Annotated in this window: 9 protein-coding genes; 5 read left to right on the top strand and 4 right to left on the bottom strand. The window is 67.0% G+C overall.

The window, feature by feature from the left end; translation table 11 throughout:
• Positions 1-176: 176 nt before the first annotated feature.
• Positions 177-848 carry a (d)CMP kinase gene (cmk, locus tag ACYX7E_RS14265; protein ID WP_462081249.1) on the bottom strand — a complete coding sequence of 224 codons (672 nt, stop codon included), beginning with the start codon at positions 846-848 and terminating at the stop codon, positions 177-179.
• A 216-nt stretch (positions 849-1064) separates the two neighbouring features.
• Between cmk and ykgO the strand changes: the two genes are divergently transcribed.
• From ykgO to ACYX7E_RS14240, 5 genes are all read left to right on the top strand, one after another.
• Positions 1065-1190: a type B 50S ribosomal protein L36 gene (gene ykgO, locus ACYX7E_RS14260; RefSeq protein WP_010342887.1), complete on the top strand. Its 126-nt coding sequence runs from the start codon at positions 1065-1067 to the stop codon at positions 1188-1190.
• A gap of 419 nt (positions 1191-1609) precedes the next feature.
• On the top strand, positions 1610-1936 hold the full coding sequence (locus ACYX7E_RS14255) for a hypothetical protein (RefSeq protein WP_462081248.1): 327 nt from the start codon (positions 1610-1612) through the stop codon (positions 1934-1936).
• 35 nt (positions 1937-1971) lie between these two features.
• Positions 1972-3021: an agmatine deiminase family protein gene (locus ACYX7E_RS14250; protein WP_462081247.1), complete on the top strand. Its 1050-nt coding sequence runs from the start codon at positions 1972-1974 to the stop codon at positions 3019-3021.
• A gap of 95 nt (positions 3022-3116) precedes the next feature.
• Positions 3117-4037 carry a carbon-nitrogen hydrolase gene (locus ACYX7E_RS14245; protein ID WP_462081246.1) on the top strand — a complete coding sequence of 307 codons (921 nt, stop codon included), beginning with the start codon at positions 3117-3119 and terminating at the stop codon, positions 4035-4037.
• Positions 4038-4179: 142 nt separating this feature from the next.
• Entirely contained in the window at positions 4180-5412 is a 1233-nt protein-coding gene (locus tag ACYX7E_RS14240) for a TraB/GumN family protein (RefSeq protein ID WP_462081325.1), read from the top strand.
• Between the two features lie 36 nt (positions 5413-5448).
• Here the strand turns inward: ACYX7E_RS14240 and ACYX7E_RS14235 are convergent, their stop codons facing one another.
• From ACYX7E_RS14235 to ACYX7E_RS14225, 3 genes are read right to left on the bottom strand one after another with little or no spacing between them, the layout of a single operon-like run.
• Entirely contained in the window at positions 5449-6180 is a 732-nt protein-coding gene (locus ACYX7E_RS14235) for a CPBP family intramembrane glutamic endopeptidase, BDIM_20840 family (RefSeq protein ID WP_462081245.1), read from the bottom strand.
• Positions 6177-9317, bottom strand: a complete 3141-nt coding sequence (locus ACYX7E_RS14230; protein ID WP_462081244.1) for an efflux RND transporter permease subunit — start codon at positions 9315-9317, stop codon at positions 6177-6179. Before ACYX7E_RS14230 ends, ACYX7E_RS14235 begins: the two co-directional genes overlap by 4 nt.
• Positions 9314-12703, bottom strand: coding sequence for an efflux RND transporter permease subunit (locus ACYX7E_RS14225; protein ID WP_462081324.1), 3390 nt, complete (start codon positions 12701-12703; stop codon positions 9314-9316). Before ACYX7E_RS14225 ends, ACYX7E_RS14230 begins: the two co-directional genes overlap by 4 nt.
• Positions 12704-12837 lie beyond the last annotated feature (134 nt).

Here is a 12837-nt window from a genome sequence, read left to right as displayed (position 1 = left end):
GGCCGTGAGTGTTGTGGTGGTACGAATACCGCGAAAGGAAACCTTCCACGGCGCCTGTGTCTGCGTTGCGGAACTTCGCGCCCCTGCGTGAGTCAATCCAACGTCCCTGATGCAACGGGACCGTTGGTCGCTTGGCCCGCCCTGCTTCGCCGCGATCACGCGACGACACGGGTGGATCAAGCCTTGACCAGCGCCAGCACGCGCTCGACCACAGCCTCGATGCCAAGACCGGTGGTATCGATCAGGACCGCCCCTTCGGCCGGTCGCAACGGAGCCACCGCGCGATTGGCATCGCGGGCATCGCGGGCGAGAATCTCGCGCAGCAGACCGTCTATTGTGACGGAAACCCCCTTGTCCTTCAACTGCTTATAGCGCCTTTCGGCACGCTCGTCGGCGCTGGCGGTCAGAAACACCTTGAAAGGCGCATCCGGGAAGATCACCGTCCCCATGTCGCGGCCGTCCGCCACCAGCCCCGGAGCCTGCCTGAATGCGCGTTGGCGAGCCTTCAGCGCCTCGCGGACCTCGGCAATGGCGGCGATCGCGGAGGCCGCGGCCCCGGCCGTCTCGGTCCGCAACTCGGTGGTCGCGTCATGGTCGTTGACCAGCACCCGGAGCTCGCCATCGTCGGCATCACGGAAATCGATCCGGGTATCGAAAGCGCAGCGGACCAGCGACGCAGCGTCCCCCAGGTCGAGGTCGGCCCACCCGGCCGCGACCCCGACCGCCCGGTACAGGGCCCCCGAGTCCAGGTAATGCCACCCCAACTGGTCCGCCACCCGCCGACTGATGGTGCCCTTGCCCGAGCCCGAGGGGCCATCGATGGTCAGTACGGGAATGCTGTCGGACATGGCTGGGATGCACTGGTGCGGGGAGATGGCATGCGATTATGGGCCATCCGCAGCGGTTCATCCGGCGGCAGGCTCTGGCAGCCTGCCTGCCGCGCCCCAAGGGCGCGGACCATGGCCCGCGCCGAAGCCCGCGCAACCACTTGAATCAGCGGCAATTCATCCATTACAATAGGCGGCTTCGTTTTTCGATCCGTCATTTTCCAGAGGTTTTCCGTCATGAAGGTCCTGTCCTCACTCAAGTCGGCGAAGGCCCGTCACCGCGACTGCAAGGTCGTTCGTCGCCGTGGCAAGGTCTTCGTGATCTGCAAGTCCAACCCGCGCTTCAAGGCGCGCCAGCGCTGAAGCTATTTAGAGTGCCCAAGGCGCGTCAGCGCCGAACCTAAGGGCGCCCAGAGCGCGCCAGCGCTGTATGTAAGGGTGACCCGGGTACGGGGCATGGGTGCAAGGCGTAAAGCCCGACCCGATGCCTCCTGCAGAATCGAAGAGGCCGCAGCAATGCGGCCTTTTTGCTTGGTGCGTTGGCCTGGCGCGGCGTGCTGCCCCGTGCATGCATGGCAGGCACGACGCAGGACCTCCCGGAGACCCCGAACGGGACGCACGACCACTGGCACGGCGGCAGCACGAATCTGCTAAAAAAGCGGGTCTGCCGAGCGACCGCGCTGGACAGACGATCCGTTGACTCGCACTGCCGGTTCGACGCGAGGCTTCCGGCCACCCGGCCGGCCACCGCGCGTTCTCATCCATCGCACGGAGAATCCGCCATGTCACGCCTGCTCATCCGTCTCAGCCTTCCGCTCCTGCTGTGCGCCTCTGCGTCGGCGTCCGCCGATACCCTGCTGATCGAGCGCACCCAGGCGACCTCGGCAGCCCTTCCGCCGCGCGGCCTGTCGATGGCGCAGGTGGAGGCCCGCTTCGGGTCCCCCGCGCAGAAGCTCGAACCCCGTGGGGGCCAGAAGCGCCAATGGCCGACGATCCATCGCTGGGAGTATCCGCAGTTCACCGTGTATTTCGAGAAAGATCGCGTCATCGATGCGGTCCTCAACAAGGCCAGCCCGACCGAGGTCGGCCCGAAGCCCGCCATCCGCTAACTCCGTCATCCGTCATCCGTCACGATAGGCAAGACATGTCCGACCCGCTGTCCGTCCCCGCGCCGCGTTTCCCCGCCGAATGGGAGCCCCAGTCCGCCATCCTGCTCGCCTGGCCGCACGCCGACACCGACTGGGCCGAGCGCCTGGGCGAGGTCGAGGACACCTACATTGCGCTGGTCGCCGCGATCACGCGCTTCCAGCCGGTGCTGATCTGCGTCGCCGACGACGATGTGCAGAGCTACGCTCAAGCGCGGCTGTCGTCCAATCGCATCGACATGTCGAAGGTCCACTTCATCGATGCGCCCTACGACGACACCTGGCTGCGCGACTCCGGACCGGTGACGCTGCGATCCGGGGACGGCTTCCGCCTGCTGGATTTCCGTTTCACCGGCTGGGGCGGCAAGTTCGAGGCCAGCCTGGACGACCAACTGGTCGGACACCTGCATGACGCCGGCGTGTTCGGCGATGCCGAACGCCGGCAGATCGATTTCGCACTCGAAGGCGGCGCGATCGAAACCGACGGCGCCGGCACCCTGCTGACGACCTGGCGCTGCCTGCACGAACGCCACCCCGGGGTCGCACGCGAGACTTTGACCGCCCAGTTGTCCGACTGGCTGGCGCAGGACCGCGTGCTGTGGCTGGACCATGGGTATCTGGAAGGCGACGACACCGACGCCCACATCGACACCCTCGCCCGCTTCGCGCCCGACGACGCCATCGTGTTCCAGGCCTGCGACGACGCTGGCGATCCGCACCACGCCGAACTGCAGGCGATGGCCGTGGACATCGCGGCGTTGCGCACGCGCGATGGCGCGCCCTACCGCCTGTTCCCGCTGCCGTGGGCGCAACCGATCCACGATGGCGAGCGTCGCCTGGCCGCCAGCTACGCGAACTACCTGATCGTCAATGGCGCGGTGCTGATGCCCGCCTATGGCGATGTCGCCGACGACGCAGCCGCCGCCGTGCTGGCCCAGGCCTACCCGGACCGCGAGATCGTGCAGGTGCCCTGCCGGGCGCTGATCTGGCAGAACGGAAGCCTGCATTGCCTGACGATGCAGTTGCCGCAAAGCGTGCTGGGCGACTGATCGCGCGTGAACCGCGGCCCCGGCCTGCACGGGTGCTCGACGACGGTCCGCGTTAGCATGTACGCAGTCTTTCATTGCGCCAGGTCGCTCCCGCCATGCCACGTCACACCACCCTGCCCGTCGCCCTGATCCAGGAGCGCGCCATCATCGACCAGGGCGCCGGCAATGCCGACGCCAACCTGACGGTGATCGAGCAGCGCGTCGCCGAGGCTGCCGCCAGCGGCGCGCGCCTCGTGCTGCTGCAGGAGCTGCACAACGGCGCGTATTTCTGCCAGCACGAGTCGGTCGACGAATTCGATCTCGCCGAGCCGATCCCCGGACCGAGCACCGAGCGGCTGGCCGCGCTCGCAAAGCGGCACAAGGTGGTGCTGGTCAGTTCGCTGTTCGAGCGTCGCGCGCCCGGCCTGTATCACAACACCGCCGTGGTGTTCGATGCCGATGGCAGCACGGCCGGCAAGTACCGCAAGATGCACATCCCCGACGACCCTGGCTTCTACGAGAAGTTCTACTTCACGCCGGGCGACCTTGGCTTCCAGCCGATCCAGACCTCGGTCGGCAAGCTCGGCGTGCTGGTGTGCTGGGACCAGTGGTATCCCGAAGCCGCGCGCCTGATGGCGCTGGCCGGCGCCGAACTGCTGCTGTATCCAACCGCGATCGGTTGGGATCCGACCGACGTGCAGGACGAGAAACAGCGCCAGCGCGATGCCTGGATTCTCAGCCACCGGGGCCATGCGGTTGCCAACGGCTTGCCGGTCCTGTCGTGCAACCGCGTCGGTCATGAGCCCTCGCCCCTGGCCGCCGACAAGCCGGTCGGCGCCAGCGGGATCGACTTCTGGGGCAACAGCCACGTGCTGGGCCCGCAGGGCGAATTCCTTGCCGAAGCCGGCGGCGAACCGACGATCCTGCGCTGCGACGTCGATCTTGCACGCAGCGAACATGTGCGCCGGATCTGGCCGTTCCTGCGCGACCGTCGCATCGACGCCTATGGCGACCTGCTGAAGCGTTACATCGACTGACCGTCGCCTGCAGGCCCTTGCACCAGCGCCCGGGCCGGGATGAGAATCCCGCCCGCCGCGGGCACGCTGTCCCTGCGCCGACGGTCAAAGTCACGACATCCCCTCATTCTTTCCGGCACCGACCTTGACCAGCAACACACCCATCGACGCCCCAGGCAGCGCTCCTGGCCACGCACCTGCCGCCCCCTTCTGGCAGAGCCAACCGCACGCGATCATCGAGCGCGACGGCATCCGCTACACGCTGCTCGGCACGGCGCATGTGTCGCGCACCAGTGTCGAAGCGGTCGAGGATGCGATCGGCAGCGGACAGTTCGATACGGTCGCGGTCGAACTGGACGCCCAGCGCCTGCAGGCCATGAGCGATCCGGACATGCTGAGCAAGCTCAATCTCGTCGACGTGATCCGCAAGGGCCGGGTGGCGCTGTTCGCCGCCAATCTCGCGCTGGCCGCCTACCAGCGCCGTCTTGCCGAACAGCTGGGCATCGAGCCCGGTGCCGAACTCAAGCGCGCGGTCGCGCTGGCGAAGGATCGTGGCCTTGCGCTGGAGCTGATCGATCGCGACGTCGGCCTGACCTTCAAGCGCGCCTCCGCACGCCTGGGCTTCTTCGGCCGGATGAAACTGGTCTCCAACCTGCTCGCAGGCCTGCTGACCACCGAGGAAATGGGCGAAGAGGAAATCGAGAAGCTCAAGCAGGGCGATATGCTGGAGTCGAGCTTCGGCGAGTTCGCCCAGAGCAGCCCGGCGCTGTACGACAGCGTGATCTCCGAGCGCGACCGTTACATGGCCGCGCGCCTGCGCGAAGTGCCGACCGGTGCAAAGGAAGTCCTCGCGGTCGTCGGCGCAGGCCACCTCGCCGGCCTTGCGCGACACCTGCAGGACGATGTCGCGCCGCCCGCGGACACCCGAAGCGAGCTCGAGTTCGTCGTCCAGAAGAACAACGTCCGCTGGATCACCACCGGCCTGATGGTGCTGATCCTGGCCGCGATCGGTTGGGGATTCTGGAAAGGTGGCGTCGATGTCGGACGCGAGCTGCTGATGCAGTGGGTGCTGTTCACGGCCGGCTTTGCCGCGCTGGGCACGATCCTTGCCGCCGGCCATCCGCTGAGCGTGCTGGCCTCGGCCATCGCCGCACCGCTGAAGCCGTTCCGCCCGCCGGGCGTGTCGCCCGGCCTGTTCAGTGCCCTGGTCGAAGCGCAGGTCCGCAAGCCGGCCTACGGCGATTTCCTGTCGCTGCGCGACGACGCGCAGACGCTGAAGGGCTGGTACCGCAACCGCGTCTCGCGCACGATCCTCAATTTCATCCTGACCAACCTCGGATCGAGCGTCGGCGTCTGGATCGCGGGCCTGCGCATCTTCGGCAAGCTGTTCAACTGAGTCGCGCGAGGCGCACCGCGCCACCACTGCCCCACGTCAGAACAGCACAAACACGCCATTGACGACGTTGTGCGCAAGCACCGGCAGCACAAGGCTGCCAGTGCGCTCGCGCATCCATAGCAGCAGCAAGGCCGGCCCGGCCGTCATCGCGAACGCTGCGGCGTCGAACGAGACCCCATCGTTACCGTAGAACAACGCGTGGATCAGTCCGAAGGCCACCGTGGACAGCAACCCGCCCCAGCCGATGCGCGCACCCAGCACCTGGCAGCGCGCACGGAAGGCCTCGTTGAGTGCCAGCAGCAGTACGCCGCGATAGAACAGCTCTTCCTGCAGGCCGGGCATCGTCCACTGGAACGCGATCGTGTCCCCGTCTTCGCGGCCAGTCCCGGACCAGATCGCCAGCGCGAGCAGGAGAATCGTCAGCACGCCCAGGCACCACCAGGCCGGCGCTGAGCGCGGGGCCTGCGTCAGCGTCCATCCGCTGCGCCGCCAGCCCAGTGCCGGCCATGCCGCCACCAGCAGCAACCCCGCCGTGGCCAACAGCTTGCCGGTCCAGTTCCAGTCGCTACCCGGGAACAGATCGGGCAACAAGCCATACAGCCGCAGCAACAACGCGTCATGGACCACCATCAGCGCGAGGGCCAGCAGCAGCCAGCCCGCGCGGACGTGGCGTGGCGACGGCAAGGCCAGCAGGCCAGCCAGCGCCCCGACGACACCGACCTGCAGGCCGATCTCCACCCAGGCGTTGACGAGCCGCTCGGGGCTCATTCGAACGCGGCGGCGGGTTCGACCTCCGCCCGCGTCATACCACCGCGACGTTCACGACCGCTCCCGTGGCCACCCTCGCGCGCCCGCCGCAGCAGGCGACCGCTGCCGGTCTTCAGGTCGTCGAGCAGCGCGTAGATCGTCGGCAGGAACAGCAGGCTGACCACCGTCGAGAACGCGAGGCCACCGGCGACCGCACGCGCCATGGGCGAATAGGCAAGATCGCCCAGGATCACCGTGTCGCTCAGCGAGATCGGCACCATCGCCAGGATCGCGGTGCCCATCGTCATCATGATCGGACGCAGGCGCTCGCGACTGCCTTCCACCAGTGCGTCGGTACGGTTCATGCCGCGCCTGCGCAGGTTGTTGATGTGCTCGACCATGACGATGCCGTTGTTCACGACCACGCCCATCAACACCAGGATGCCGATGAAGGCCATCACCGTGAACGAAGTGCCGGTCAACCAGAACAGCCAGAACACGCCGAACACCGAGAACAGCACGCAGCTCATGATCGCCGCCGGGAACAGCATCGATTCGAACACCGCCGCCATCACCACGTAGATCATCACCAGCGCCAGCAACAGGTTGAACATCATCTGCTGGCTGGCCTGCTCGTCCTCCTCGAAGCCGCTGCCAGAAAAGCTGTAGCCATAACCCGGCGGGAACGACATCGCGTCCAGCGCCTGCTCCAGGGCCTTGCGGGCCTCGGGCATCGTGGTCTTGCCGGCGAGGTTGGCCTGGATCGTCAGCGTGGTCTGGCGGTTGCTGCGGCTGATCGTCGTCGCGGCGGGCGCAATACCGATCTCGACCATGCTCATCAATGGCACGCTGCGACCGTCGGCGGTGCGGATCATGAACTGCGACACGTCCTCGGGCGTGAACTGCTCGGCACCGGCAAAGCGCGCCCAGACCGCGATCTCGTCGTCGCCGCGCCGGAACTCGCGCAACTGGCTGCCGCGCAGTGCCATGCCGATGAAGCTCGAGACCTGGTCGGCGCTGAAGCCGAACGCCGCCGCACGATCGCGATCCACGCGCACGGTCAGTTCCTGGCCCTGGTCGCCGGCCTCGACACGCACGTCGCGCAGCTCCGGCCGTCGCGCCAGGATCGGCACCACGTTGGTGCCCAGTTCGCGCAACATGTCCGAGGAATCGCCGACCAGCTGCACGCTGACGCTCTGGCCGCCGCCGGCACCACCGCCTCCGCCGCCCGGGCCGCCATCGCCATTGCTGACACCGACGCTGGCGCGCGCGGACTTGGGCAGGCCCTTGCTGATCTGCTCGCTGAGCTCGCGGGTATCGCTGACGCTGTCGTCGAAGGTGACACGCGTGCCCGCATCGCCTTCCTCGCTGAACCAGGAATAGGTCTGCACGATCTTCAGCGCCTTGCGGTTCGCATCCAGGTAGCGCTCGACGCGCGCGACTTCTTCCGATCGCTGCTCGAGGTTGTAGCTGCCCTTCCACTGGTAGTACAGCTCGATCTCGCTGCCACCGCCGCCGTTGCCGAACATGTCCATCTTGGTCTGCGTCATCGGGACCACACTGACGGCGACGACCAGCAGGATGCCGAACACGCTCCAGCCACGATGCTCCAGGCTCCAGCGCAGCAGGCGCGCGTAGCGACGCTGCATCCGCGGGATCAGGCCATCGGTGCGGGCGACGGCCGGAGGCGTCTTCATCCGTGCCGAGATCATCGGGATCAGGCTCACCGCGACCAGCCATGACGCCAGCAGCGACACCGAGATCGTGATCGCGATCTGCGCCATGAAGATGCTGATCTGGTTGGTCTCGCCCAGCAGGTTGGGCAGGAACACGATGCAGTGGCACAGCGTGCCCGCCGACAGCGCGATCGCGACGTGGCGCGTGCCGACGATCGACGCCAGCCAGGGCCGATCGGGCATGCGCTCGCGTTCCTGGTAGATGCTTTCGACGACGACCACGGCGTTGTCGACCAGCATGCCCACCGCCAGCAGCAGACCCATCAGTGACAGCACGTTGAGGGTGACGCCGAAGAAATACATGAAGCCCAGCGTCATCACGAAGCAGATCGGGATCGCCAGCGTCACCATCAGCGTTGATGGCCAATGGCGCAGGAAGAAAAACAGCACGGCGATCGACAGGATCAGGCCGATCGCGCCGGCCTCGCCCAGCTCGACCAGCGACGAGGTTACTTCGTCGCCCAGGTTCTGGATGATCTTGAGGTCGATACCGGTCAGGCCTGGCTCCTGGCGCGCAAGTTCGAGCTCACGCAACACCTGGCGCGAGACCTCCACCAGGTTCGCGTCGCGCTCCTTGAAGATGTCGAGACCGACCGCCGCGCGTCCGTCCAGGCGCCGCCCCACGGTCATGCGCTGCGGCTTGAGGTTGACCTCGGCGACGTCGCCCAGGCGCAGGCCGCTGGCATTGAGGCTGAGGTCGCGCAGCTGCTGCAGATCCGCCAGTTCGCCGACCGGCTGCACGCGAAGCCGCCGCCCGCCCTCGTCGATGGTGCCGGCCGACACCGAGAAGTTGACCGTGCGCAGGCGCTCGCCCAACTGGTTCAGTTCGATGCCATGGGCGCTGAGGCGATCGGGATCGATCGCGATCTCGACCTCGCTGGGCGGCGCGCCATTGATCTCGACGCGGGCCACGCCGGGCACGCGTTCCACGCGCCGCTTGAGCTCACGGTCGATCAGCTCATAGGCGCCGGTCAGGTCGGTGTCGCCGGCCAGGCGCACGCGCAGCACCGGCTGGTCGCTGCTCGACCACTTCTGCACGAAATAGCGACGGAAATCATCCGGCAGCTGGTCGCGGATCGCGTCGATGCGCTCGCGCGCTTCGGCCGCGGTGATCGAGATGTCCCGGCTCCAGTCCGAGAACTCCATGAACACGCCGGCGCTGTCCGCAGTGGCCTGCCCGTACAGGCGCTTGATGCCGCTCATCGTCGCCAGGGTCTCCTCGACCGGACGCAGCACGTTGCGTTCGACCTCTTCGGGCGTCGAGCCCGAATACGGCAACTGCACGAACATGAAGGGCGCCGACACGTCCGGCAGCGCTTCCAGGGGCAGCTTGAACGCGGCGATCAGGCCGATCACCACCATCGACACGAACAGCATGATCGTGGTGATCGGGCGCCGCAGGCTGAGCTCGGCAACACTCATGCGGACGCGCCCTCGCCTTCTTCCGGCGTGCCGTCGAAGCTGTTCTCGCGCAGTCGCGCGCGGCGGCCGCGTTCGACGTAGTGCGCGTCGCCACGACGGTCGAGCAGGTCATAGACCACCGGGATGACCAGCAGGGTCAGCAGCGTCGACACCAGCATGCCGCCGATGACCGTGATCGCCATCGGCGAGCGCACTTCTGCACCTTCGCCGAAGGCCAGCGCCAACGGCAGGAAGCCGAACAGCGTGCACAGGGTGGTCATCACGATCGGACGCAGGCGCGAGCGCGCGCCCTCGATCAGGGCCTCGTGCTTGGCGACGCCTTCCTCGCGCAGCTGGTTCACCTTGTCGATCAGGATGATCGCGTTCTTGACCACCAGTCCGACCATCAGGATCAGGCCGATGAACACCACGACCGAGATCGTGTTGCCGGTCAGCAGCAGGGCCAGGATCGCACCGACCATCGCCAGCGGGATCGTGAACAGGATGACGAAGGGATGCAGCAGCGATTCGAACTGCGACGCCATCACCAGGTAGACCAGAAAGATCGCCAGCCCGAAGGCCATCAGCAGCGAGCGCATCGACTCGTCCAGTTCTTCGCCCTGGCCGCCGATATGCATGCCGATCTCGGCATCCAGCGGGTTGCTGGCGACCAGCTGCCGCACCTCGTCGACCGCGGCACCGAGGTCGATGCCCTGCAGGTTGGCCGAGATCACCGCGACGCGGACCTGGTCGGCGCGATGGATCTCGCTCGGGCCGGTCGTGGCCACGACATCGGCCACCGATCCCAACCGTACCGGCGTGTTGGCCGAAGGATTGATGATCAGGTTACGGATGCGTTCGACCGAATCGCGTTCGCTTTCCTGCGCACGCACCAGCACGTCGATCTTGCGGTCGCGGAAGTTGTAGCGGGTCGCCACTTCGCCGCGCACCGAGCGCACCACGCTGTCGGCGATCTGGCGCGTGGTCAGGCCGAGCGCACCGGCGCGCTGCTGGTCGAACAGGATCTGGATCTCCGGGAAGCCCTGCTCCACGGTGGTCTTGACGTCGGCGTAGTGCGGATTGGCCCGCAGCAGCGCCGCCATCTTCTGCCCAGCGCGCGCCAGGCTGTCGAGATCCTGCCCACGCAGTTCGATCTCCAGCGGCGTCGAGAAGCTGAAGAGTTCCGGCCGGCCGAAATCCACCTGGGTGCCGGGATAGCCCGCCATCGTCTCGCGCAAGCGCGCGGTCTGCATCGCTTCAAGCTCGCGGCTGCCGCCATCGGCCATGACGATACTGAGCTTGCCGATGTTCTCGCCGCTCTCGGTCGGGCTTGCATCCAGCCGCGTGCCGCTGCCGCTGACGCCGAACAGCGCCGCGATGCCGCTGTCGCCGGCATGCTTGCGCTGGACCTCGGCCACGATCCGGTCGGTCTCGCGCAACGGCGTGCCCGGCGGCAGCTTGACCGTCATTTCGAAGCGGTCCTGCGCAAGCTGCGGGATCAGGTCGGTACCCAGCATCGGCACCAACAACAGGCTGCCGGCAAAGATCGCGGCCGAGACGCCCAGCACGATCCAGGGCCGGCGCAGCGCCGACGGCAACACCTTGAGATAACCATGCTCGGCACGGTTGTACGGCGCCATCGCCAGGTCGCTGGCCTTGCGCATCACCGGGCCGACACCACCGGCCAGAACGCGCCAGAGACGGACAAAGACCCACGCAATGCCGAAGAACAGATAGTAGATGCCCGCACCGATGCCACGGCCGCCCGCGGCCACCGGCTTCTGCCAGCGACGGCTGGGCTGCCATTGCGGATGCGCGTCTTCTTCCGGGAACGCCATCGGCGGCCGACCCTTCAGGGCGCTCAACATCGGGATCAGCGTCATCGCCACGATCAACGAGATGCCGACCGCCAGGGCGATCGTCAGGGCCTGGTCGCGGAACAGTTGACCGGCCACGCCTTCGACGAATACCAGCGGCAGGAACACCGCGATGATCGTCAACGTGGAGGCGACCACCGCCATGCTGACTTCCTTGGTGCCGACGATCGCGGCCTGCAGGATCCCCAGCCCGCGTTCGCGCGCCTTGGCGATGCTTTCAAGCACCACGATCGAGTCGTCGACGACCAGTCCCGTCGCCAGTGCCAGGCCGCCCAGCGACATGACGTTGAGGCTCAGGCCCATCTGGTCCATGAAGAAGAACGTGGTGACGATCGACACCGGCAGCGACAGGCTGACGACGAAGGTGCTCCAGCCGTTGCGGAGGAACAGGAAGATGATCAGGATCGCCAGCCCGCCACCGATGAATGCATCCTTCTTGACATCGCTGATCGCGGCGCGGATGAAGGTCGACTGGTCGTCGACGATGGTCAATGCCATGTCCGACGGAATCTGCTTGCCGATCTGTTCCAACCGCGCATGCACGGCATCGGCGGTCGCCACGGTATTGGCATCGCCTTCCTTGTAGATCGCGAGCTCCACCGCTTCGCGACCGGCCAGGCGGATGATCGACTCGCGCTCCTTGTAGCCCTGGCTGACCTTGGCGACATCGCGCAGGCGGATCGCACGGCCGTCGGCAACGGCACGGTTGCCGGACGCGGCAGCGCTCTGCGCCGACATCGCCGCCGCCATCACCGAGGCATCGCCCGATGCCGCCGCGATGCGGGCCACTTCGTCCGCACCGCCGCCGGAAGCGCGCGCGCTCTGGGTGGCGACCAGCATGTCGCCGATCTGCTCGACGCTGGAGAACTGGTTGACGGTGCGCACCAGGTAGCGCTGCGTGCCCTGCTCCAGGCGACCGCCGGACAGGTTGACGTTTTCCTGCTGCAGGCGCTGGATCACGCTCTCGACCGGCAGGCCGATCCGCGACAGCTGCTGCAGGTCCAGGTCGACCTGGACTTCATCCTCCAGTCCGCCGCCGACCTTGACCGCGGCGACGCCCTCCACCGGCTCGAGCTTTTTCTTCAAGTCGTCGTCAGCATAACGGCGCAGCTCGGTGAGCCGGCCGATCGAATCGCCATCGGCCTTCGACGTCAGCGCCACGCGCACGATCGGCTCGGTCGAAGGATTGAAGCGCAGCAGCACCGGCGGCTTGACCTCCAGCGGCAGCTGCAGGCTGTCCATCTTGTCGCGGACCTCGAGGCCCGCCTGGTCCATGTCGGTGCCCCAGGCGAACTGCAGCACGACATCGCTCTGGCCGGTCCGCGAGACCGACTTCATCTTGCGCAGGCCCTTGACCACGCCCAGCGCTTCTTCCAGCGGTTCGCTGACCAGGCTTTCGATTTCCGACGGCGCGGCACCGGTGTATTCGGTGCGCACCGTCAGCGTCGGAAAGCTCAGGTCCGGCAGCAGGCTGACCTTGAGGTTGCCCAGCGCGATCATGCCGAACAGCAGCAGGGTCACGGTGACCATCGCCACGGTGACGCGGCGGCGGGTGGAGAACTCGACCAGGTCGAATCCGGCGGAAGGCGCCGCGTGCGGATCGTAAGCGGGTTGACCGTCCGCGTGGCCGCCGCCGGGCTCGCCGCCGGCGCTGGGGGTCGAAG

The sequence above is a fragment of the Luteimonas sp. RIT-PG2_3 genome, assembly GCF_054902115.1.
This window is presented reverse-complemented; position numbering and strand designations above follow the sequence as displayed.

Bases quoted from the DNA above. Each gene is read 5' to 3' on its own strand.
- ACYX7E_RS14250 (WP_462081247.1), top strand. From the start codon at position 1,972: ATGTCCGACCCGCTGTCCGTCCCCGCGCCGCGTTTCCCCGCCGAATGG.
- ACYX7E_RS14255 (WP_462081248.1), top strand. From the start codon at position 1,610: ATGTCACGCCTGCTCATCCGTCTCAGCCTTCCGCTCCTGCTGTGCGCC.
- cmk (WP_462081249.1), bottom strand. From the start codon at position 848: ATGTCCGACAGCATTCCCGTACTGACCATCGATGGCCCCTCGGGCTCG.
- ACYX7E_RS14230 (WP_462081244.1), bottom strand. From the start codon at position 9,317: ATGAGTGTTGCCGAGCTCAGCCTGCGGCGCCCGATCACCACGATCATG.
- ykgO (WP_010342887.1), top strand. From the start codon at position 1,065: ATGAAGGTCCTGTCCTCACTCAAGTCGGCGAAGGCCCGTCACCGCGAC.
- ACYX7E_RS14235 (WP_462081245.1), bottom strand. From the start codon at position 6,180: ATGAGCCCCGAGCGGCTCGTCAACGCCTGGGTGGAGATCGGCCTGCAG.
- ACYX7E_RS14225 (WP_462081324.1), bottom strand. From the start codon at position 12,703: ATGGTCACCGTGACCCTGCTGCTGTTCGGCATGATCGCGCTGGGCAAC.
- ACYX7E_RS14245 (WP_462081246.1), top strand. From the start codon at position 3,117: ATGCCACGTCACACCACCCTGCCCGTCGCCCTGATCCAGGAGCGCGCC.